Source organism: Streptomyces sp. CA189, from assembly GCF_056428985.1.
In genome coordinates, this window is the sequence record NZ_JBWJVM010000117.1 from 1 (window position 1) to 21,696 (window position 21,696).

Consider the following 21,696-nt stretch of genomic DNA (forward strand, 5'->3'; position numbering starts at 1 on the left):
GCCCAGCCCCGCCGGGCCCATCCCAGCCCCGCCGGCGTTTGAGGCGCGGGTCTGGGCGGAGCCCAGGGAACGGTGGAAGGGCGGGTAGGGGACTTCGCCCCGCAGGGCCAACCCACCCGCACCCGCCCACCGGACCCACACCGGGCCGGCAGCGGCGGCAGCCCCGCCCGGCCACCGCCGGACGGAGGCGTCAAGAAGGTACGCGCAGCGCCGCGGCCAGCGCCGCCAGGAAGCCGACGACCTCCGACGGTCCGGACAGCGTCAGGTCCGCGCGGGAGGCGAGCTCCGGAACCTCCGCAGAGCCACTGCACAGCAGCAGCCCCGGCACGCCCCCGGCCCGCAGCTTCTCCACCGCCGAGTACGCCGCCAGGTCCCCCAGATCGTCCCCGGCGTAGAGCACGGCCTCCGCCCCCACCTCCGCGAGGTACTCCGTGAGCGCGACGCCCTTGTCCATCCCGGGCGGCCGCAGCTCCAGTACGGCCCGCCCCGGTTCGACCATCAGGCCGTGCCGGGCCGCCAGCCCCGCCAGGGGCTCGCGCAGGGCGGCGAAGGCCGCCTCCGGGTCCTCCGCGCGGCGGGTGTGGACGGCCAGCGCCTGGCCCTTCTCCTCGATCCAGGTCCCGCGCCACGCGCCGATCGCGTCCAGGAACCCGGGCAGCTCCGCCCGGACCGCCGCCACCCCCGGATGCTCGGCCGGAGCGTGCACGATGCCGCTCACGGCGTCCCAGCGCTCGGCCCCGTAGTGCCCGAGCACCACCAGGTGTTCGAGTCCGGGGACCCCGGCGAAGCCCCCGTAGCGGACGGCGACCCCGGCGGGCCGGCCGGTGACGACCGCGACGGAGCCGACCTCGGGGGCGAGGGCGGCGAGCGCGGCGACGGCTCCGGGGTGGGCGCGCGCCTGGTCGGGGTCGGGGACGATGTCGGCGAGGGTGCCGTCGAAGTCGAGGGCGACGACGGAGCGGCGCGGTGCGCGGAGGAGGGCTTCGAGTCCCTCGCGTCCGGCGGTGGTGACGGGCATCGGCAGATCGTGCGGATGGCTCCCCATACGCTCGACCCTAACGGCCCCGCCGGGCCACGGCTATGGCGCGGGCCACGCCTGCTACCGCCTCGCCCGCTGGGCCTCGCGGATGCGCCGCAGGCGGTTGACCGTGCCCGGCGCGTGCCGCAGCGCCCGCGGGTCGTCCATCAGCGCGTTGAGCAGCTGGTAGTACCGGACCGGGGGCATCCCCAGTCCTTCCCTTATGGCCCGCTCCTTGGCGCCCGGCCCGGGCCAGGTGCGGCCTTCGTAGGCCAGTACGGCCGCTTCGTCGGGGCTCAGCCCGGCCGGCGGCCTCTCGTCCGCGTCCGTCATACCGCCAGATTAACTCCGCCCTACGACAGCGCCCGCTCCGCGTCCGCTCCCCGCCGACCGGCGCCGACCGGCGCCGATCAGCGCGGCTCCGCCTTGCGCGCCATCTCCGCGAGGTCCCCGAGGGTCTTCTCGGGCTGTCCGCCCTGCTGCACGGCCTTGCCGATGTTCTTCTTGACGTCCTCGCTCACGGCCGCCCAGGACTTCTTGCCCACCGGGTAGAGCCGCGCGTTGGACAGCGCGCGCAGGAAGGTCTTCAGCTCCGCCGAGGAGGACCCCGTAGAGGCCTCCATCGCCCGGGAGCCGCTGGTGGTCACCGGGAGCAGGTCGTACTTCTCGGTGAAGGCCGTCACGTTGTTCGCCTCGTACAGGAAGTCCAGGAACTTCCCGGACTGCGTCTGGTGGCCGGTCTTGAAGGCCATGACCCAGTCGGCGACGCCCATCGTCGGGTGGGGCACCCCGTCGGCGGTCGGCATGGGGGTCATGCCGTACGTCACGCCCTTCGCGGCGGCCTGCTTGAGCAGCGTCGGGTGCCCGTTGAGCATGCCGACCTCGCCGCGCGAGAAGGAGTCGAAGGCGGCCTGGCGGTCCAGCTTGGCCGGTTCGACGGGGCCGGTCAGGCCCGCGCCGACGAGCTTGTCGCGCAGGAACTCCAGGGTCTTGACGTTGGCCGGGGTGTCGATCGAGTACTGCTCTTCGTTGTCGGCGTAGCCTCCGCCGCCCGAGAGCAGCCACTGCATCGTCTCGGCCTGCGCCTCCTCGCGGCCCAGGGGCAGCGCGAAGGGCGTCGGGACGCCGGCCGCCTTGAGCTTCTTGGCGGCGGCCTCCAGCTCGGCCCAGCTCTTGGGCTGCCAGGGGGTCTTGCCGTCCTTGGGAATGACTCCGGCGTCGGCGAACAGCTTCTCGTTGTAGAACATCAGCCGGGTGCTGGCCACGAAGGGCAGGCCGTACTGGACGCGCCTGACCTTGCCCGCGTCGGCGAGCGGGGCGAGGAAGTCGGCTTCGGTGTTCACGGAGAGCAGCTCGTCGGCGGAGTACAGCTTGCCCTCGGCCGCGTAGTCGGCGTAGGCGCCGATCTGGGCGATGTCGGGGGCCTCGCCGGCCTTGACCATCTCGGCGACCTTGGCGTCCACCTCCGACCAGGAGTAGACGTCGACCTGGACCTTGATGCCGGGGTGGCTCTTCTCGAAGGACGCCGCGAGGTCCTTCCAGTAGGGCTTCGAGGAGTTTTCCGGTTTGTCCCCGTAGTCGGCCGCCACGACCTTCAGGGTGACCTCGTTGTCCCCGGTGAGGCCCGACACGGCGCCGCAGCCGGTCAGCGTCACCGTGGTCAGGCACAGTGCGAGGCCGGACGCGGCGAGGTTCAGTCTTCTGGCCTTCACAGGATCTCTCCCAGGCGGGTCAGGACTTCGGCCCGGGGAGGAACAGGCCCCACCGTCGTAGGCGCGGAGCGCCGGAGTTCTCTTCGCATATGTCGTGAGTTGCACTTTCTGGCGTTGTCAGTGAGCTCGGTTAGGTTGATCGCATGGCGGTATCTCAGGAGGTGGAGGGCGCCGGGCATTCCCGGTACGCCTTCCGGCTTCGCGCGTCGTCTGCCGCCCGGGCCGCGTTGTCGGGCGAGTGGGACCGGTGCCGGTGGGTCTGGAACGAGTGCGCTGCTCGGTCGAAGAAGGCCCACGCCGAGGACGAGACGTGCGGTCCGGCCCGGCTGGACAAGATGCTGACCGGGGCACGCACCTCGAATGCGTGGCTGCGCGAGGGTTCCTCGGTCCCGCAGCAGCAGGTGGTGCGGGACTTCGGGAAGTCCCGCAACAAGGCCGTGAAGGACGTCAAGGCCCGGTTGCCGATGCGGCAGCGGTCGGGGATGCCGCGGTACAAGAAGAAGGGCAAGGCGGATCCGAGCCTGAACTACACCCGGCGCGGCTTCCGGATCAAGGACGGCAGCCTGCATCTCGCGGGCGGCATCATCCTGACCGTGGTGTGGTCCCGCGACCTCCCGGCGGACCCGTCGTCCGTACGGATCTACCGTGACAGCCTCGGCCACTGGTACGCCTCCTTCGTCATCCCCGCCGAAGGGCAGCCGCTTCCCCGGACCGGCGCGGCGATCGGGATCGACTGGGGCGTGAAGGAGACCGCGACCACCACCAGCGACGCCCACGACCTCCCGCACGCCGAGCACGGCAAGAAGACCGCCGACAGGCTCGCCCGCTATCAGCGGATGACGGCCCGCCGGAAGCCGGCGAAGGGCAAACTCGGCTCCAGGGGCTACCGGGCCGCGAAGAAGCTGACGGCGAAGCTCCACAAAAAGGTGGCCCGGCAACGCCAGGACACCGGCCGCAAGTGGGCCAAGGCCGTGGTCCGCGACCACGACGCCCTCGCGGTGGAGGACTTCCGGCCGAAGTTCCTCGCCAAGTCCACCATGGCCCGCAAAGCGGCCGACGCCGCGATCGGCGCGACCAAGCGCGAGCTGATCGCCATGGCGGGCAAGCACGGGCGCGTCGTGCACCTTGTCCACCCCGCGCACACCACCATGGACTGCGCGCAGTGCGGAGCGAGAACCAAGCACGCACTACCTCTCTCTGAACGTACCTACACCTGCACCGCGTGCGGAGCCGTGTCCCCCAGGGACAAGAACTCCGCACACGTCATGCTGGTCCGGGCTGGTCTCAACCCGGCTGGTGCCGATCGTGTAAGAGCTGACGGACCGCCGGTCCACAGCCAACGTGAGCCAGGAATCCCCGCCCCTTAGGGCGGGGAGGATTCAAAGTTCTCGTTCCACCCCAGGTTCGTTGCATACGATTGAAGTAAAGGTCTACACCACTTCACCCCCGCGTCAACACCGGGGCTCGAATGCACACACGGTTCACACGCCCCTGCACCCGCACGCGGGCGCACCCGCCCCACACATCCGCCCCGCGCGAAGCCTGACGCCGACCCGCGCAGCGGCCCACCCGCCGACGAAGGTCCCGAATTTGTATGGCCACTCAACAATCCCTCCCAGTGGACTAGACCTTTGCCCTCCGATCACGCGAGACTGTCACCCGTGAAACCCGTGAAACACGTCATCGCCCTCGATGTGGGCGGCACTGGGATGAAGGCCGCCCTCGTCGCCGCCGACGGCACCCTGCTCCACGAGGCGCGCCGCGCCACCGGCCGCGAGCGGGGCGCCGAAGCCGTCGTCGAGACGATCCAGGACTTCGCCGCCGAGCTCCTCGACCTCGGCCGGGAACGCTTCGCCACCACCGCCTCCGCGGCCGGCGTGGCCGTCCCCGGCATCGTCGACGCCGAGAACGGGATCGCCGTCTACGCGGCGAACCTGGGCTGGCGCGACGTCCCCATGCGCGCACTGCTCGGCAGACGCCTCGGCGGGATCCCGGTCGCCCTCGGCCACGACGTCCGCACGGGCGGACTCGCCGAAGGCCGCATCGGCGCGGGCCGCGGTGCCGACCGCTTCCTGTTCGTCCCCCTCGGCACCGGCATCGCCGGAGCCATCGGCATCGCCGGCCGCATCGAGGCCGGCGCGCACGGGTACGCGGGCGAGATCGGCCACATCGTGGTCCGCCCCGGCGGCCCCGCCTGCGGCTGCGGCCAGCACGGCTGCCTGGAGACCCTCGCCTCCGCCTCCGCCGTCAGCCGCGCCTGGGCGGCCGCCTCCGGCGACCCCGAGGCGGACGCCGCGGACTGCGCCAAGGCCGTCGAATCCGGCGACGAGCGCGCCCTGGAGGTCTGGCTCGCCGCCATCGGCGCCCTGGCCGACGGGCTGGTCACCGCGATCACCCTGCTGGACCCGCGCACGCTGATCATCGGTGGCGGACTGGCCGAGGCCGGGGAAACCTTGTTCACACCACTACGGACGGCCGTGGAGGAACGCGTGACGTTCCAGCGGCTGCCCCACATCGTTCCGGCGGCCCTAGGGGACACCGCCGGATGCCTGGGCGCAGGGCTGCTCGCCTGGGATCTACTCGCCACGGAGGTACCTGCCTGATGTCCGGAAGCGCACATGTGGGCCGCAGCACCGTTCTCTCCGGCGCCGACGTGGTGCTGCCCACGGGCATCGTCAAGGGCGGGCGCCTCATCGTCGACGGCGAGCGCATCGCCGGCAGCGCCGAGGAGAACGCGGCCGTCGTCGACCTCTCCGGGTGCCTGATCGTCCCCGGCTTCGTCGACATGCACAACCACGGCGGCGGCGGCGCCTCCTTCACCTCCGGCACCGCCGAGGAGGTGCTCAAGGGCGTACGGACCCACCGCGAGCACGGCACCACCACCCTGGTCGCCTCCACCGTCACCGGGGACCTCGACGAGCTCGCCCGCCGTGCCGGACTGCTCGCCGAGCTGACCCAGCAGGGCGACATCGCGGGCATCCACTTCGAGGGCCCGTTCATCAACGCCTGCCGCAAGGGCGCGCACAAGGAAGACCTCCTGCGCGACCCCGACCCGGCCGAGGTCCGCAAGCTGATCGACGCCTCGCACGGCGCCGCCCGGATGTTCACCCTCGCCACCGAGCTCCCCGGCGGCCTGGACTCCGTACGGCTGCTCGCCGAGCACGGGGTCATCGCCGCGATCGGCCACACCGACTCCACGTACGAGCAGACGCTCGAAGCCATCGACGCCGGCGCGACCGTGGCCACCCACCTCTACAACGCGATGCCCGGCATGGAGCACCGCGCGCCCGGCCCCATCGCGGCCCTGCTGGAGGACGAGCGGGTCACCGTCGAGCTGATCAACGACGGCACCCACCTGCACCCCGCCATGCTGGAGCTGGCCTTCCACCACGCGGGCGCGAACCGGGTGGCGCTGATCACCGACGCGATGGACGCGGCCGGCTTCGGCGACGGGATCTACCACCTCGGCCCGCTGGAGGTGGAGGTCAAGGAGGGCGTCGCCCGCCTCGTCGAGGGCGGCTCCATCGCGGGCTCCACCCTCACCCTGGACACCGCCTTCAAGCGGTCGGTCACCCTCGACGAGCTCCCCGTCGAGTCCGTGGTCCAGGCGATCTCCGCCAACCCGGCCAAGCTGCTCGGCGTCTACGACCAGGTCGGCTCGCTGGAGCCCGGAAAGTACGCGGACCTCGTCGTCCTCGACTCCGCCTTCGACGTCCGGGGCGTCATGCGGCGCGGCGAATGGATCGTGGACCCGCTCGCCGCACGGAGCTGACCGCACGGTCCGAGCAAGCGGTCGGCCCCGGGTACTGGGCCGACCGCTCCCGCATTTGGCATGCTGTTGCCCCGCGAGAGGCGGCACACACCGAGACCCGGGGCCCGCCATGATCCTGACCGTGACGCTCAACACCGCACTCGACGTCACCTACCGCGTACCGCGCCTGCTCGCGCACGCCTCCCACCGCGTCACCGAGGTCACCGAACGCCCCGGCGGCAAAGGCCTCAACGTGGCCCGGGTGCTCGCCGCGATCGGCCACGAGGTCACCGCGACCGGCTTCGCGGGCGGCCCCACGGGAGCCCTCGTACGCGAGCTGCTCGCCGGCTCCCCCGGCGTCCGCGACGAGCTGGTCCCCTGCGCGGGCACCACCCGGCGTACCCTGGCCGTCGTCGACGAGGCCTCCGGGGACACCACGCAGTTCAACGAACCCGGCCCGCTGATCACCGCCGCCGAGTGGTCCGGGTTCCTCTCCCGCTACGAGGCCCTGCTGGCCGGCGGCGCCCGCGCGGTGGCCCTGTGCGGCAGCCTGCCCCCGGGCGTACCCGTAGGGGCTTACGCGACCCTCGTGCGGGCGGCCCGCGCGGCCGGCGCGCCCGTCCTCCTCGACACCAGCGGCGAGGCCCTGCGCCGCGGGGTCGCCGCCCGCCCCGACGTGATCAAGCCGAACGCCGCCGAGCTCGCCGAGCTGACCGGATCGCGAGACCCGCTGCCCGCCACCCGGGACGCCCGCCGGCGCGGGGCCCACGCGGTGGTCACCTCGCTCGGCCCGGCCGGACTGCTCGCCGCCACCGCCCGGGGCACCTGGCGGGCGGCCCCGCCCCGCACCCTGGCGGGCAACCCCACCGGCGCCGGCGACTCCGCGGTCGCGGGCCTGCTCTCGGCCCTCACCGAAGGCCTGGACTGGCCGGACCGCCTGACCCGCGCGGTAGCCCTCTCGGCGGCCACGGTCGCCGCCCCCACGGCGGGAGACTTCGACCCCCGCACCTACGAGGAGGTACGGGGGTCGGTGAAGGTGACGGCGGGCTAGGGCCCGTACGCCGGCGTACTCCGGTTCGGTCAGCGCTTCTCGAGGACGAACTGGTCGATGACCGCCTCGCAGGAGTTGCCCGCCTCGCAGGAGATCTTGATGGTGTTCGTGCCCTGCTTGAGGTTCACGTACGAGTAGGTGTTGGTCCAGCCCTTGTCCCAGGCACCCTCGCCGGCCTTCGCGAAGTTCTTCATGTTGATCGGCCGGGTCTGCGCTTCGCCGTTGATCGCCAGCGTCATGCTGGCGTCCTTGCCCGGCACGCCGTAGTACATCCGGAAGGTGTACTCGCCGGTCTTGGGGACCTCCAGCGTCCAGGTCACGGCGGCACCCTGCTGGTTGAAGCCGCCGACGTACTGGCCGCCCGAGCTCTTGGCCCCCGGCACCGCGCTCTCCAGCTTGGCGCCACCGCTGATCACCATGCCGGAGCCGCCCGCGTCGCCCTTGGGCATCGGAGCCTCCGGGGAAGCGGACCCGCTCGGCTGGCCCGACGGGGTGTTCTGGGCGGGCGCGGACGGGCTCTGGCCCGTGTTCGCGGTGTTCTTGCCCTTGTTCTTGTCGTCGTCCTTGCCGAAGATCACGGCCGCGCCGATGCCGATCGCCACCGCGGCGACCACCGCGACGGCCGCGATGAGCATGCCCCGGCGGCTGGACCCGCCGCCGCCGTGGCCACCGCGCCCGCCGCCGGAGCCCGGCAGCGGAACGGACTGGGTGTACTGCGGGGGCTGCTGCTGCGGCGGAACGCCGTAGCCGCCCGCCTGGAGCGCTTCGGGGGCCTGGTACTGCGCCTGGTAGGCCTGGGGCTGCTGCTGCGGCGGGACCTGACCGCGCTGGCCGCCGTAGGGCCGGTCGCCGACCGTGCGGACCTGGTTGTACGAGGTCCGGGGCACACCCGGCTGAGCGCCGGCCGTGGAACCCGGGTAGCCGTACCCGCCGCCCTGCCCGGGCGGGGTGGCCCCCGCGGCCTGGCCGTCCTCGTAGAGGTAGCCGAACGGGTCGTCATCCTCGGGCTTGCTCGCCCCGTTGTTCGGGCCGTGGTTCGCGGGCGTCGTCATCGCAGGTCACTCCTTTCGACCCCGGGGAGCCTACCCCGAACAGGTGCGCCCACGGGCGGCCCGAGAGTTTACCCGGCCCTGCGGTGTGCCTTCGAACGGGACCGCTTCTCGATGTACATCCGCTGGTCGGCGGAGCGCAACACCTCGTCCGCCGACATGCCGCAGCTCGCCCAGCCGATGCCGAAACTGGCTCCCACGCGGACCGCGCGGCCGTCCACCCGGATCGGCGGGATGATCGCGTTGCGCAGCCGCACGGCGAGGTCGGCGGCGTCGGCGGCGCCCAGCCCGTCGGCGAGGACGACGAATTCGTCACCACCCAGCCGGGCGACCGTGTCCCCGTCCCGGACGCCGGTCGTCAGCCGCCGGGCCACCTCGATGAGGACCGCGTCGCCGGTGTGGTGCCCGAACCGGTCGTTGATCGACTTGAACCCGTCGAGGTCGCAGAAGAGCACCGCGAGCCCCTTCGTACCGTCGTCGATGTCGGTCGCCGGTGCGACCGTGTGCACGTGGTGGTCGTACGGGCCCACCGCGGCCGAGCCGCCGCCGAGCGGTCCGCCCATGCCCCCGGGGAACTCGAAGGGCTCGGGGAAGCCGTCGGGCCGGAAGCCGTGCTCGGCCTGCTCACCAGGACCACCCTCCACCGCCGGCCGGGTCTCGAAGGCCGCGTCCAGGGCCTCCACGGCGGTGGCGCGCACCGACTGCGGGCGGCGGCAGAGCCGGGCCCCGAGCCGGGAGCGCAGCTCGGCGCTGTTGGGGAGGCCGGTCAGCGAGTCGTGGCTGGCCCGGTGGGCGAGCTGGAGCTCGTGCCGCTTGCGCTCCTCGATGTCCTCGACGTGCGTGAGCAGGAAGCGCGGCCCGTCGGCGGCGTCGGCGACGACGGAGTTGCGCAGCGAGACCCAGACGTACGTACCGTCGCGCCGGCCGAGTCTGAGCTCGGCCCGGCCGCCCTCGGCGGAGGTGCGCAGGAGGGTGCCGATGTCCTCGGGGTGCACGAGGTCGGAGAAGGAGTACCGGCGCAGCACGGAGGCGGGCCGCCCCAGCAGCCGGCACAGCGCGTCGTTGGTGCGCAGCAGGCGGCCGTGCTGGTCGCCGCCCATCTCGGCGATGGCCATGCCGCTCGGCGCGTACTCGAAGGCCTGGCGGAACGACTCTTCACTGGCGCGCAGGGCCTGCTGCTCGCGCTCCAGGCGGACCAGGGCCCGCTGCATGTTCGCGCGGAGCCGGGCGTTGCTGATCGCAATGGCGGCCTGGAAGGCGTACATCTGGAGCGCTTCGCGGCCCCAGGCGCCGGGCCGGCGGCCGTTGCGCGGGCGGTCCACGGAAACGACGCCGAGCAGTTCGCCGCCGGAGGCGTACATGGGGGCGTAGAGCCGGTCCTCGGGGTGCCACTCGTCCTCGAACCGCGGGTCGGGGCCCTCCGTGTGCCACTGCGGGACGTCGTCCTCGACGAGGACCCAGCCCTCGGTGTGCGGGATGAAGCGCAGGCCGTCCCAGTTCTCGCCCATCGTCAGGCGGCGTTCCCAGGAGGCGCGCGAGCCGACGCGGCCGGTGATCAGGGCTTCGGCGGCGGGGTCTCCCGCGAAGGCGGCGACGACCAGATCACCGTCGGGGCGAACGAGGTTGACGCAGGCGAGTTCGTAGCCGAGGCCCAGGACGATGCCGTCCACGACGGTCTGCAGGGTGTCCGCCAGGCTCCGGGCCGTATTGAGCTCGGCCACCACCCGGTGCAGCTGCCGCAGGGTCGCAAGACGGACGTACGGCTCCGACTCGGTCTCCATTGCTCGCTCTCCCCGAGACCTCGACAGCAACTCCAGGTTTGTCATCGGCGCTTCGTTGCGGTGTCCCGTCCACTGAATCACAGTGAGCTGTGCGGCAGGTACACAGGGTCAACAAATCTTGCTCTCTGTGACTCAAGTCACATGAGATGAATAAGGGTGACCTTCACGCCGCCCCACTCGGGTTCATTCCGGCCGGTTCGCCCGACCTGTTCCCGGAAGCAAACGATACGCCCGGATCTGGGGCGGCCTAGGCGGTCTCTTTCGGATCTTGCCGGTCAGGCCCGCGTCGTCCGGTGCCGGCCAGGCAAGATCCGAAAGAGACGGCCTAGGTCGACGGGCGGGGGCGGGGCTCGGACCTCCGCCCGATGCGCCGCGCGAGGGGTGACAGTAGCGTCCCAACCGTGCCCCCTACGACCCCTGTGACACCACTTTCCCTCCCCGCACCCCATGCTGTGGGGGTGAGCAACGACGAGTTCCGGGCAGCGATGTCCCGACTGACGGCGGGCGTCTGCCTGATCACCGCACAGGAGCCCCCGCTGTCGGCGGGCGGCCCGCGCGGTGAGGACGTCGGCATGACGGCGACCGCCTTCATGTCCGTGTCCCTGGAGCCGCCGCTCGTCCTCGTCAGCGTGCGCGAGGGCTCCCGGATGGACGACCTGCTGGCCGAGCAGCCGCTGTGGTCGGTGTCGGTGCTCGCCGACCACCAGCTCCAGATCGCGAGCCGGTTCTCGATGAAGAACCGCATCAGCGACCGGCTGCTCTTCGCGGACCTGCCCTACACGCGCGGCGGCGTCTCCGGAGCCCCGCTGCTCTCGGGGGCGCTGGCCACCCTGGAGTGCCGTACGGAGAACCGCGTCGAGGCGGGCGACCACACCCTGGTCATCGGCCACGTCCTCACCGCCACCCAGCCTGCGCCGGACTCCCCGCCGCTGACGTACTTCCGGGGGCGCTACCGGCACCTGGCGCCCTGAGCTCCGGCGGCCACCGATCCGGCGGCCACCGATCCAGCGGCCACCGATCCAGCGGCTACCAGTCCCGCGCGTTGCGGCCCCGCTTGGTCTCGCCGCGGGCCTTCTTCTCGCGCAGCCGCCGCTCGTTGATCCCCCGGGGGATCTTCGTCGCCCGCCGCGCCTTCGGCGGCGGCGCCGTGGCCTCGGCCAGCAGCGCCGTCAGCCGGACCAGCGCCATCTCCCGGTTGCGGAACTGCGAGCGGTGCTCGGAGGCCCGTACGGTCACCACCCCATCGACCAGCCGGGACGCGAGCCGTTCCAGCGCCCGCTCCTTCCACACGTCGGGCAGCGACTTCGTCGCCGCGACGTCGAAGAGGAGCTCCACGCGCGAGTCCGAGGTGTTCACGTGCTGGCCGCCCGGCCCGGAGGACCGCGAAAAACGCCAGGCGAGCTCGCCCTCGGGGAGCACGACCGAACCGCGGATGACATAGGGACCAGGCATGCCCCCTATGATCCGTGCCCGCCGGACCCCCGTCACCCGCATTTCCGACCGGATCGCGGACACGCGCCGCGAACACGCGCCGCGAACAATTTACGGACTGCGGAACCTGGTGCCCCTCTCCCCGCGTTATGGAGGTCAGCGGTAACTTGGGCACTCTCACGGTCGATACGACAAGTGAGACCAAGTGAGACTAGGAAGGGACACCAGTCACCATGGCAGTAAGCCTCTCCAAGGGCGGAAACGTCTCGCTCAGCAAGGAGGCCCCGGGCCTCGCGGCCGTCACCGTCGGCCTCGGCTGGGACACCCGCACGACCACCGGTGTCGACTTCGACCTGGACGCCTCCGCCATCGCGGTCAACGCGCAGGGCAAGGTCGTCTCCGACGGCCACTTCGTCTTCTTCAACAACAAGTCCACCCCGGACCAGACCATCGTCCACACCGGTGACAACCGCACCGGCGAGGGCGCGGGCGACGACGAGGCCATCAACGTCAACCTCGCGGGCCTGCCCGCCGACGTGGACAAGATCGTCTTCCCGGTCTCCATCTACGACGCCGAGACCCGCAGCCAGAACTTCGGCCAGGTCCGCAACGCGTACATCCGCGTGGTGAACCAGGCCGGCGGCGTCGAGATCGCCCGCTACGACCTCTCCGAGGACGCGGCGACCGAGACCGCCATGGTCTTCGGCGAGCTGTACCGCAACGGCGCCGAGTGGAAGTTCCGCGCCGTGGGCCAGGGTTACGCCTCCGGTCTGACGGGCATCGCCCAGGACTTCGGCGTCAACGTCTGACCCTGAGCACCCGCGTCCACGGACGCGTCTCAGCTGAAGCCCCCTCCCGGCCGTCCGGGGAGGGGGCTTCGCTACCGTTCGGTACGTGATCCTCCTGCCGCTCGCTCCCGTCGAGGACGGCGCCCTGCCGGGCCCGGTCCTCACCGAAATCGCCACGCTCTACGCGACGAACCACGCGTTCTTCGAGCTCAGCGGCGATTTCCCCGACCCCGGCCGCATCACGGTCGAGCAGGTCGCCGCCGCACTCGCCGACGAGCTCGCCCACGAGGGCGCCGAGGTCCTCCTCGCCCGCTCCGCCGGACGCCTCGTAGGCCTGGCCGCCACCCTCGCCCGTCATCCCGATCCGGCGTCCGAGGACCCCGACCCGTGGATCGGCCTCCTGCTCATCGACGCCACCGCGCACCGCGAGGGATACGGCCGCGCCATGGTCGCCATGGTCGAGGACCGCTTCCGCGGAGCCGGACGGTCGGGCGTACGGATCGCCGTGCTCGACGCCAACGAGAAGGGCCTCGCCTTCTGGCAGTCCCAGGGCTACGTCACCCTGCGCCGGGCCGCCGACCGCGAGATGGGCCGCCCCTGCACGGTCCTGCGCAAGGCCCTGTAGGCGCGGCGCCCCGACCGGCTACGGCGCCTTCTTCGCCTCCTGCGCCTTCGCTGCCTTCGCTGCCTTCGGGCGGTCCTTCCCGTACAGCCACACGTCCCAGACCTCCGTCAGGTCACGGCCCGTCTTCTTCTCCGCGTAGGCGGTGAAATCGGCCGTGCTCGCGTTCCCGTGCCGGTGGTCGGCGGCCCAGCCGCGCATCAGGGCGAAGAACTTCTCGTCGCCGACCTCCTGCCGGACCCGTTGCAGGACCATCGCCCCGCGCCCGTACACCGGGGACCCGGAGATCTCCTTCGGGCCCCGCGGGGCGGCCGGCGGGAAGGCACCCCAGTCCGAGCCCGCCTCGCCGTCGACACGGGTGTCCCCCGCGACGTACGCGTCGAAATGCTGCTGCGCGGTCGGCCCGCCGTGGTCCTCGGACCACAGCCACTCGGCGTAGGTCGCGAAACCCTCGTTGAGCCACATGTCCTTCCAGGACTTCGGCGACACCGAGTTCCCGAACCACTGGTGCGCCAGCTCGTGCAGCACCAGCTCCTGACTGCCGGGCGCCCCAGGGAACACCGGCCGGGTCTGCGTCTCCAGCGCGTAGCCGAGACTGCGCGCGGGCAGCACGATCGCACCCGTCGCGGAGAAGGGATACGGGCCGAACCGCCCGATGCCCCACTCCACCATCTCGGGCAGCCGCGCGAGCACGGCCTCGCTCGCCGCCGCCTCCCCGGGCGCGACCGCCGTGTAGACGGGGATCCCGGAGGCGGTCCGCCCGGTCGTCACCTCGAACTTCCCGACGGCCACGGTCGCCAGATAGCTCGCCATCGGCTCCGCGGAGTGCCAGGCGAACACGGTCCGCCCGTCGCCCTCCTCCGTCCGGGAACGCAGCTCGCCGTTGGACACGGCCTCGTACCCCCGGGGAACGGTCACCGTGATGTCGTACGCGGCCTTGTCGCTCGGGTGGTGGTTCCCCGGGAACCAGGCCATCGACCCGACGGGTTCGCCGACACCCACCGCGCCCCAGCCGCCAGGGGTCACGATCCACCCCTCCTCGGACCCGTCGGGGTCGGTCACCGTCCTGGGATGGCCGGAGTAGTCCACCTCCGTACGGAAGACCTCCCCCCGCTCCAGATCCTCGGCGGGGCGCACCGTCAGCTCGTTGCCGGTGCGGTTGAACCGGGCCCCGACCCCCTGCACGTCCACGCCCTCCACCTCTAGCCCGCTCAGATCGAGGTTGAAGGAGCTGAGCCCCTGCTCGGCGCGGGCGGTGATGACGGCGGTGGCGTGCAGCCGCCCGTCGGCCGGGTCGTAGTCGAGGTCCAGGGAGTAGTGCTCGACCTGGTAGCCGCCGTTGCCGGCCTTGGGGAAGAACGGGTCACGGACCCCGGACGCGCCCGGCCGCCCCTGCACGGTCTCCCCCGTGCAGCCCGTGGTGAGGGCGAGCAGGGCGGCGACGGCGGGGGCGGCCAGGCGGGAGAGAACGCGGTGATCCACGCGTTCGAGGTTACGTCCCGTGACGCTTCTACTTGGTGAGGGCGTCCACGCCGGCCTTGGCGAACTTCTCGTCCAGGTCACCGCTCGGGGCGCCGGCCACGCCGATGCCCGCGACCGGGGCGCCCTCGGCCTGGACGGGGGTGCCGCCGCCGAGGAAGAGGGTGCCGGGGATGTCCTTCAGGTTCGGGGTCTGCGCGAGGCGGCCGGCGAGCACCGAGGTCGGGGCGTTCCAGGACACGGCGGTGAAGGCCTTGCGCTGCGCCGAGTCGTAGGACTGCGGGCCGGCGCCGTCGCCGCGGAGGGTGACGATGGTGTTGCCGTTGCGGTCGACGACCGCGACGGTCACCCGCTGGTTCTCCTGCTCGGCGGCGTCCAGCGCGGCCTGCGCGGCGCGGGTGGCGGCGTCGATGGTGAGGTGCGTGGAGGTGGTGAAGTTCTTCTTGTCGCCGTCCTTCTTCGCGACGGCGGCCTGGGCGGCGGCCGGAGCGGAGGCCGGGGCGGCGTTGGCGCTGACCGCGCCGAAGGCTCCGGCGCCGAGGGCGACGGCGACGGCGGTACCGGTGAGAACGCGGGTGCGGGTGTTCATGTCTGCTGCTCCTGTGAACGTCGGCACGGCGGGCTGTCCTGCCGTTGCTCCAACCCTCTCCCCGAAACCCCCACCACCCCGTCCCCGTACCGGCTCCCAACCCGACCCCCACTGGTTGACCCCAGGGTCAACCGATCGGTCGATGCGGGCACCCCTCACGGGGCGTTTACCTGGCCCTTCCAGCCGTCCGGCGGCCTTCCCGACCGCGGGGTCCGGTTTTCCAGCCGTCCGGCGTTTGAGGACCGGGGTCTGGGGCGGAGCCCCGGAAGCGGGTCAGGGCGGAGCCCTGGGAACGGGCGAAGGGCGGGTAGGGGACAGCCCGCGCAGCGCCACCCACCCGCACCGCCCACCAACCGGCACCATGGACATACGCACCACCCCAGGAGCACCCCCGTGACCAGCGCGCCCCCACCGAGCCCGGTAACCCCGCCACCCCCGGTGGCCCCGCCGAGCCGCCGCCCGGCGACCACCCCACCCCACAAAGACACCCGCGCCCTGGCCACGGTCATGCACACCGCCTTCTTCCTCCTCCTCGGCGCCTCCGTGGCCCGCTTCCTCCTCCGCCACCCCGATGAACCCCGCACCCCGTGGATCATCGCCCTCGGCATCACCCTGGCCCTGCTCTACGTACTCGGCCCCGCCCTCGGCGCCGCCCCCACCCTGCGCCGCCTCCTCTGGCTCGGCCTGGTCGTCGCCGTCTGGGTGGTCCTCGTCGTCCTCGCGCCGAGCTTCGCCTGGTGCGCCGTACCGCTCTTCTACACGGCCCTGCGCACCCTCCCGCCCCGCGCGGCCATCGTCCTCGTGGCCCTGCTCACCGTGTTCGTCGTAGCGGCCCAGCTCCGCCTCGCCCAGGCCTCCGGCTCCGAGCCCTTCGACCCCAACCTCCTCCTCGCCCCGCCCGCCGTCGCCGCCCTCGCCACCGCCGTCTTCGTCCACATGGAGCGCCAGGCCGCAGCCCAGCGCACCCTGATCGACGACCTGATCCGCACCCGCCGGGAACTGGCCGCCACCGAACGCCGCGCCGGCACCCTCGCCGAACGCCAGCGGCTGTCCATGGAGATCCACGACACCCTGGCCCAGCACCTGTCCAGCCAGCAGATGCTGCTGCAGGCCGCCGACCGCACCTGGGACAGCGACCCCGGCACCGCCCGCGCGCACGTCCGTACCGCCACCGACATCACCGCCCGCGGCCTCGCCGAGGCACGCCGCCTGGTGCACGACCTCGCACCGGCCGAACTCGCCGGCGGCGCCGGCCTCCCGGAAGCCCTGCGCGCGCTGGACGCCGGCCCGGACATCGAGGTCCGCTTCCACCTGGAGGGCACACCGGCCCCCCTCCCCGACCGCGCCGAGCAGGCGCTGCTGCGCATCGCCCAGGGCGCGCTGGCGAACGTACGGGAGCACTCGGGGGCCCGCACCGCGGCCCTCACGCTGAGCTTCCTGGGCGACCAGGTCGTCCTGGACGTTGCCGACGACGGCCACGGCTTCACCCAGACCCGCTCCGCCGCGGAACGCGGCCACGGCCTCCCCGCCATGCGCGCCCGCGTCCGCCAGCTCGGCGGCACCCTGACCATCGAATCCACCGCGGGCGAGGGCACGGTCCTGTCGGCGTCGATCCCCCTGGAGCCCACCCCATGAGCACGAACGAGAACCCGGCCGCCACGACCCCGGACCCGAAGGCGGCAAACCCGGCCCCCGCCGCGTCCGCCGAGGGGGCCGCGACCACGATCCTCCTCTGCGACGACCACGTCGTGGTCCGCGCCGGCCTGCTGGCCCTGCTCGGCAGCGAGCCCGACATCGAGGTGCTCGGCGAGGCGGGCAGCGGCGAGGAAGCGGTCGCGCTCGCGGCCAAACTCCACCCCGACGTGGTCCTCATGGACCTCCAGCTCGGCGACGGCATCGACGGCGTGGAAGCCACCCGCCGCATCACCGCCGCCCCGAACCCCCCGCACGTCCTGGTCCTGACCACGTACGACACCGACGCGGACATCACCCGGGCCATCGGCGCGGGCGCCACGGGCTACCTCCTGAAAGCGGAACGCCCGGAGGAGCTCTTCGCCGCGATCCACTCCGCCGCCCAGGGCCGCACCACGCTCTCCGCCCCCGTCGCCAGCCGCGTGATGGCCCACATGCGGGGCACCCGGCCCACCCTGACCGACCGTGAGCTCGACATCCTCGGCCAGCTCGCCCGCGGCCTCGGCAACCGCGACATCGCCCGCGCCCTGTTCATCAGCGAAGCCACGGTCAAGACCCACCTGGGCCGCATCTACGACAAGCTCGGCGTCGACACCCGCGCGGGCGCGGTCTCGGTGGCCAAGGAGCAGCGCCTCCTCCCCTGAGGACGCCCCCCGCGCCCGTCCCTCCCCCCACGTACCTCTCGCCACGGCCCCAGGCGCGCCGAGCTCAATCCGGCGAACCCGACACCCCCGGGGGCGTCGGGAACACCGATCCCCGGTCCCGCACCGCCCACGGAGGGCCGTGCGGGCAGCCACCCGCCCCGCACGTGACACCATCGGGTACGTGCTCGACATCGGCTACTCCCTCTCCCGGCGCTTCCCCGACCCCCCGCAGACCGACTACCGCTCGGCGGACGTCCACTCGCTGCGCCACGACCTGTTCTGCGGGGACGTCTACCTCGCCGACACCAACGCGGACCGGGAAGTGTCCACAGCCTGGGGATGGGTGCCCGTACTGGACTTCGCCTGGGCGCTGTGCGACATCGTCGAGCAACTCGACCAGGACCCGCGCGGCAGCCGCGCCGCCAACCGGCAGTACGCCGAGATCGACTTCACCGAGTCCTCGGACCGCATGCTCTTCGAGCGCCGCTTCGGGTGGGTCGACGTCGAGGCCGACTGGATGCCGTCGGAGGAAGCCCCCCTCACCTTCAGCCACCGCCTGCTGCGCCGCGAAGCACGGGACTTCCTCCACGACGTGATCGCGGACCTCGTCGACATGCACGACGGCCTGGGCGACAACCCGGTCATCTGGACCCTCCAGTCCCGCTTCCCCCGAGTCCCGGCCTGACCCCCAGGCCTGCTGCCCGACCCCCAGGCCTGCCCGACCCGCCGAACTGCCGGGCTACCGGGCTACCGGCACGCCGAGCTGCCGGGCTACCGGGCCGCCGGGCTGCCGGGCTGCCGGCCCGCCGGGGGCGACCGGCCGGTAAGGTCGCGCTCTTCGGGCCCGAACGGCCTGGAGTCCCGTGAGGCACCGCCGACCTTGACCGACCACGAGCGCGAGCACGACCAGGACCAGGACCACGACCAGGACCCCGCAGCCGCGGCCCGCGTACGACTCGACCGGGCACTGGCCCACCTGGCCGTCACCTTCCGCGGCATGACCGCCCGGGCCGACGACAGCCAGTGCGATTGCCACTGGGGCAGCCCGGAGGAGCTCGCCCTGCTGAAGCTCCCCGGCACGGATCTCGACCCCGACCTCCTGCACCGCACCTGGAGCGCGCCCGACTGGCGCGACCACGGCGCCGTGCTGCGCCGCGTCCTGCCGCAGTTCGCCCGCGAGCTGACCGGCGGCCTCGGCGACTACGCGTGGGCCATCGACCGGGTCGGCACCCAGCTCTACCGCGGCGAGTGGCAGCAGTGGCCCGCGCCGCAGAGCGCAGCCGTAGAGGAGTTCCTGCACGCCTGGTGGGCCCGCACCCTCCTCACCCCGGACCCCGCCGTCCCGGTGCACGAACTCCTCCCGCTGCGCGCCGAAGCCTCCGGAACCATCGGCCCCTGGCTGGCGGTCTGGGACGCCCTCCGCCACCCCGTCGCCGACCAGCACCTCACCGACACGGTCGACGCATGGGAACGGGACCTCCTGGGGGACGCACTCCCCTGGTCGACCTGGTTCGTCTGGTCGGAGGAGGAGGCGGAAGCCGTACGGGAGGAACTGACCGCCTGGCTCGTGAGCCGGGCCCCCGCACGCCTACGCGCCCACGGCGCCCCCGAGAACCTCCTCCACGCCGTGCGGCTGCTCGGCCTCACCGGTGGCGACCGCTGGTACGACCCGCACTGGCCGAACCACCGCTACTCCTGACGGCGCCCGCCACTCCCGACGGCGCCCGCTACGGAACCACCCGCAGCCCCAGCTGCGCAGCCATCGCCGGTGCCAGCTCGAACAGCTGCGCCGGACTGATCACCGCCCCCGCCAACGCCTCCACCCCCCGCGCGATCCCCAGCTCCGCGACCCCCCGCAGATCCACGTCCGCCATCCGCGCCCCCGTGAAGTCCACCCCCCGCAGCTCACAGTCCCGGAACTCCACCCGCTCCAGCACCGCACCCCCGAAGTCCGGCTCCACCAGCACGCACCCCTCGAAGACCACGTCCTTGAGCCGCGCCGTGCGCAGGTTCAAGTAGTCGATCTTGCCCCCGCGTACGAGCACCCTCTCCAGCACCGCCCCGTGCAACTGCACCCCGCCCAGCCGGGCGTCCAACAGTTCCACGTCGCGCAGCGAAGCCCCCGACAGGTCCGACCCCACCCCCCGGACGCCCTCCAGCACCGAGTCCAGGATCCGCACCTTGGCCAGCCCGGTCTCGTCCAGCACGCAGCGCCGTAGCGCGCAGTCCATGAACCGGGCCCCCCGGCCGTCCCCGCCCGCCAGGTCCACCTCGACGAGCTCCAGCCCGTCGTAGTCCCCGTCCGGCTCCAGCTCCTGCCCCGCGTCCGCCCACCCGCTCAGCTCCGGCAGCCGCACCTCCGGCCGCCGCGCCGCCTTCACCGTCTGCTTCTGCGTCTTCCGACCGTCCCGCGCCATCGCCATCCCCCCATCCTGACCCACCCCTTGACCTCAACCCCACTTGAGGTCGGAGCCTTCACCCATGCCTACGAACCCCGCCGCCGATGCCGCCACCACGGCCACCGCCACGGCCCCCACAGCCCCCACCACCATGCGCGCCGTCCGCCTCCACGCCTTCGGCCCCGCCGAGAACCTCACCTACGAGTCCGTCCCCCGCCCCGTCCCCGCCCCCGGCCAGGTCCGCATCGCCGTCGCCGCCGCCGGTGTCCACCTCCTCGACACCGCCCTCCGCCGCGGCGTCCAGGGCCCGCCCGCACCCCTGCCCGAGCTGCCGACCGTCCCGGGCCGCGAAGTCGCCGGCACCGTCGACGCGCTCGGCCCCGGCACCGACCCCGCCTGGCTCGGCCGGTCCGTCGTCGTCCACCTCGGATTCACCCCCGGCGGCTACGCCGAATACGCCGTCGCCGACGCCGCCCGACTGCACCCCGTCCCGCCCGGCCTCGACCCCGCCACCGCCGTCGCCATGATCGGCACGGGCCGCACCACCCTCGGCATCCTCCAGTTCGCCGAGCTCGGCCCCGGCTCCGTCGCCCTGGTCCCCGCCGCCGCGGGCGGCATCGGCACCCTGCTGGTCCAGTACGCCAAACACGCCGGAGCCACCGTCGTCGCCCTCGCCGGCGGCCCCGCCAAAACCGCCCGGGCCGCCGCCAACGGCGCCGACCTCGCCCTCGACTACACCGCCCCGGACTGGGCCGACACCCTCCGCGCCCACCACCCCGACGGCGCCACCGTCCTCTTCGACTCCGTCGGCGGGCCCGTCGCACGCACCGCCCTCGGCCTCCTCCGCGAAGGCGCCCTCCACCTCGTCTTCGGCTGGTCCGGCGGCCCCCTCACCCTCACCGACGCCGAGCAGGCCGCCCTGGACGCCCGCGGCATCACCACGCAGCACGTCCTCGGCCCCGCCATGCTCCGCCGCGCCGGCGGCGAAGACCCCCTGCGCCTCCTCGAAACCCGCGCCCTCACCGAAGCCGCCACCGGCCGCCTGCGCCCCGCCCTCCAGCGCTACCCCCTCGCCGAAGCCGCCGCGGCCCACCACGACCTGGAGACCCGCGCCACCACCGGCAAGGTCGTCCTGGAACCCTGACCACCGCCCGGCCCCTCCGGCTACACGCCCCCGAGCTCCGCCAGCGCCCCGTCGGTCAGCCGGTACACCGACCACTCGTCCTGCGGCCGCGCGCCCAAGGCCTCGTAAAAAGCGATCGTCGGCTCGTTCCACTGCAGGACCGACCACTCCAGCCGCTCGTACCCGCGCTCCCCACAGATCCGCGCCAACTCCCGCAGCAGCGCCTTCCCGTGGCCGCCTCCGCGCACGCCCGGCCGGACGTACAGGTCCTCCAAGTAGATGCCGTGCACCCCGCGCCACGTCGAGAAACTCAGGAACCACAACGAGAACCCGACCGCCTCGCCCTCCTCCGTGCACGCGAGGTGCGCGAACGCCGCCGGCCGCTCGCCGAACAGCGCCTCCCGCAACTGCTCCTCGGTGGCGCGCGCCTCGTGCGGCACCTTCTCGTACTCCGCGAGCTCGCGGATCATGGCGTGGATGACGGGTACGTCGCTGACGACGGCGCTACGGATCATGCCTGCACCCTACGATTCACCGCGCCCGACCCAGCCCGCCCACCCGGCCCAC

Annotated in this window: 22 protein-coding genes; 12 read left to right on the forward strand and 10 right to left on the reverse strand. The window is 72.9% G+C overall.

From position 1 onward, the window contains the following. Nucleotides 1-190 precede the first annotated feature (190 nt). The 3 genes from otsB to AC061S_RS41805 form a co-directional block, all read right to left on the reverse strand. Nucleotides 191-1,045, reverse strand: a complete 855-nt coding sequence (otsB, locus tag AC061S_RS41795) for a trehalose-phosphatase (RefSeq protein ID WP_478691104.1) — start codon at nt 1,043-1,045, stop codon at nt 191-193. Between the two features lie 54 nt (nt 1,046-1,099). Next, nucleotides 1,100-1,351: a DUF3263 domain-containing protein gene (locus AC061S_RS41800; protein WP_478691105.1), complete on the reverse strand. Its 252-nt coding sequence runs from the start codon at nt 1,349-1,351 to the stop codon at nt 1,100-1,102. A 77-nt stretch (nt 1,352-1,428) separates the two neighbouring features. Next, the gene (locus tag AC061S_RS41805; RefSeq protein WP_478691106.1) at nt 1,429-2,730 is read right to left on the reverse strand and encodes an extracellular solute-binding protein; all 1,302 of its coding nucleotides are present in this window, start codon (nt 2,728-2,730) and stop codon (nt 1,429-1,431) included. 143 nt (nt 2,731-2,873) lie between these two features. On the opposite strand from AC061S_RS41805, the gene AC061S_RS41810 reads away from it, so the two are divergent. From AC061S_RS41810 to AC061S_RS41825, 4 genes are all read left to right on the forward strand, one after another. Beyond that, the gene (locus tag AC061S_RS41810; protein ID WP_478691107.1) at nt 2,874-4,097 is read left to right on the forward strand and encodes an RNA-guided endonuclease InsQ/TnpB family protein; all 1,224 of its coding nucleotides are present in this window, start codon (nt 2,874-2,876) and stop codon (nt 4,095-4,097) included. A 303-nt stretch (nt 4,098-4,400) separates the two neighbouring features. Beyond that, nucleotides 4,401-5,333 (forward strand): ROK family protein, encoded by a 933-nt coding sequence (locus AC061S_RS41815; protein ID WP_478691120.1) that lies wholly within the window; start codon nt 4,401-4,403, stop codon nt 5,331-5,333. Beyond that, a complete protein-coding gene (nagA, locus tag AC061S_RS41820) occupies nt 5,333-6,502 on the forward strand; it encodes an N-acetylglucosamine-6-phosphate deacetylase (RefSeq protein WP_478691108.1) in 1,170 nt (389 codons plus the stop codon). The genes AC061S_RS41815 and nagA overlap by 1 nt, the downstream gene beginning before the upstream one ends. 109 nt (nt 6,503-6,611) lie before the next feature. Continuing rightward, on the forward strand, nt 6,612-7,532 hold the full coding sequence (locus tag AC061S_RS41825) for a 1-phosphofructokinase family hexose kinase (protein ID WP_478691109.1): 921 nt from the start codon (nt 6,612-6,614) through the stop codon (nt 7,530-7,532). Nucleotides 7,533-7,561: 29 nt separating this feature from the next. On the opposite strand, the gene AC061S_RS41830 is transcribed toward AC061S_RS41825, so the two are convergent. Beyond that, nucleotides 7,562-8,584 (reverse strand): CBM35 domain-containing protein, encoded by a 1,023-nt coding sequence (locus tag AC061S_RS41830; RefSeq protein WP_478691110.1) that lies wholly within the window; start codon nt 8,582-8,584, stop codon nt 7,562-7,564. 68 nt (nt 8,585-8,652) lie between these two features. Next, a complete protein-coding gene (gene cdgB, locus AC061S_RS41835) occupies nt 8,653-10,362 on the reverse strand; it encodes a diguanylate cyclase CdgB (RefSeq protein ID WP_478691111.1) in 1,710 nt (569 codons plus the stop codon). Nucleotides 10,363-10,727: 365 nt separating this feature from the next. Between cdgB and AC061S_RS41840 the strand changes: the two genes are divergently transcribed. Then, complete coding sequence (locus AC061S_RS41840; protein ID WP_478691112.1) at nt 10,728-11,333, forward strand: flavin reductase family protein; 606 nt, start codon at nt 10,728-10,730, stop codon at nt 11,331-11,333. Nucleotides 11,334-11,388: 55 nt separating this feature from the next. On the opposite strand, the gene arfB is transcribed toward AC061S_RS41840, so the two are convergent. Beyond that, nucleotides 11,389-11,814 carry an alternative ribosome rescue aminoacyl-tRNA hydrolase ArfB gene (gene arfB, locus AC061S_RS41845; RefSeq protein ID WP_243339524.1) on the reverse strand — a complete coding sequence of 142 codons (426 nt, stop codon included), beginning with the start codon at nt 11,812-11,814 and terminating at the stop codon, nt 11,389-11,391. Between the two features lie 212 nt (nt 11,815-12,026). Here arfB and AC061S_RS41850 point away from each other — a divergent pair, with 212 nt between their 5' ends. Together AC061S_RS41850 and AC061S_RS41855 are read left to right on the forward strand one after the other, a co-directional pair. Further along, nucleotides 12,027-12,602 (forward strand): TerD family protein, encoded by a 576-nt coding sequence (locus AC061S_RS41850; RefSeq protein WP_243339523.1) that lies wholly within the window; start codon nt 12,027-12,029, stop codon nt 12,600-12,602. Nucleotides 12,603-12,687: 85 nt separating this feature from the next. Further along, nucleotides 12,688-13,206, forward strand: coding sequence for a GNAT family N-acetyltransferase (locus AC061S_RS41855; protein WP_478691113.1), 519 nt, complete (start codon nt 12,688-12,690; stop codon nt 13,204-13,206). A gap of 18 nt (nt 13,207-13,224) precedes the next feature. Here the strand turns inward: AC061S_RS41855 and AC061S_RS41860 are convergent, their stop codons facing one another. Both AC061S_RS41860 and AC061S_RS41865 read right to left on the reverse strand, forming a co-directional pair. Further along, nucleotides 13,225-14,685, reverse strand: coding sequence for a M1 family metallopeptidase (locus tag AC061S_RS41860; RefSeq protein ID WP_478691114.1), 1,461 nt, complete (start codon nt 14,683-14,685; stop codon nt 13,225-13,227). Between the two features lie 28 nt (nt 14,686-14,713). Further along, complete coding sequence (locus tag AC061S_RS41865) at nt 14,714-15,271, reverse strand: GlcG/HbpS family heme-binding protein (protein ID WP_478691115.1); 558 nt, start codon at nt 15,269-15,271, stop codon at nt 14,714-14,716. A 507-nt stretch (nt 15,272-15,778) separates the two neighbouring features. Between AC061S_RS41865 and AC061S_RS41870 the strand changes: the two genes are divergently transcribed. The 4 genes from AC061S_RS41870 (at nt 15,779) to AC061S_RS41885 (ending at nt 19,306) form a co-directional block, all read left to right on the forward strand. Continuing rightward, nucleotides 15,779-16,906 carry a sensor histidine kinase gene (locus AC061S_RS41870; RefSeq protein WP_478691121.1) on the forward strand — a complete coding sequence of 376 codons (1,128 nt, stop codon included), beginning with the start codon at nt 15,779-15,781 and terminating at the stop codon, nt 16,904-16,906. Next, nucleotides 16,903-17,607 carry a response regulator gene (locus AC061S_RS41875; RefSeq protein ID WP_478691116.1) on the forward strand — a complete coding sequence of 235 codons (705 nt, stop codon included), beginning with the start codon at nt 16,903-16,905 and terminating at the stop codon, nt 17,605-17,607. The genes AC061S_RS41870 and AC061S_RS41875 overlap by 4 nt, the downstream gene beginning before the upstream one ends. A gap of 181 nt (nt 17,608-17,788) precedes the next feature. Continuing rightward, nucleotides 17,789-18,292 carry a hypothetical protein gene (locus AC061S_RS41880; protein WP_243339590.1) on the forward strand — a complete coding sequence of 168 codons (504 nt, stop codon included), beginning with the start codon at nt 17,789-17,791 and terminating at the stop codon, nt 18,290-18,292. A gap of 195 nt (nt 18,293-18,487) precedes the next feature. Continuing rightward, a complete protein-coding gene (locus tag AC061S_RS41885) occupies nt 18,488-19,306 on the forward strand; it encodes a hypothetical protein (RefSeq protein WP_478691117.1) in 819 nt (272 codons plus the stop codon). A 28-nt stretch (nt 19,307-19,334) separates the two neighbouring features. On the opposite strand, the gene AC061S_RS41890 is transcribed toward AC061S_RS41885, so the two are convergent. After that, complete coding sequence (locus AC061S_RS41890; RefSeq protein WP_478691118.1) at nt 19,335-20,030, reverse strand: pentapeptide repeat-containing protein; 696 nt, start codon at nt 20,028-20,030, stop codon at nt 19,335-19,337. A 127-nt stretch (nt 20,031-20,157) separates the two neighbouring features. Here AC061S_RS41890 and AC061S_RS41895 point away from each other — a divergent pair, with 127 nt between their 5' ends. Next, the gene (locus tag AC061S_RS41895; protein WP_478691122.1) at nt 20,158-21,150 is read left to right on the forward strand and encodes a zinc-binding dehydrogenase; all 993 of its coding nucleotides are present in this window, start codon (nt 20,158-20,160) and stop codon (nt 21,148-21,150) included. Between the two features lie 20 nt (nt 21,151-21,170). Here AC061S_RS41895 and AC061S_RS41900 read toward each other — a convergent pair whose 3' ends face one another. After that, the gene (locus AC061S_RS41900; RefSeq protein WP_478691119.1) at nt 21,171-21,644 is read right to left on the reverse strand and encodes an N-acetyltransferase family protein; all 474 of its coding nucleotides are present in this window, start codon (nt 21,642-21,644) and stop codon (nt 21,171-21,173) included. Nucleotides 21,645-21,696 lie beyond the last annotated feature (52 nt).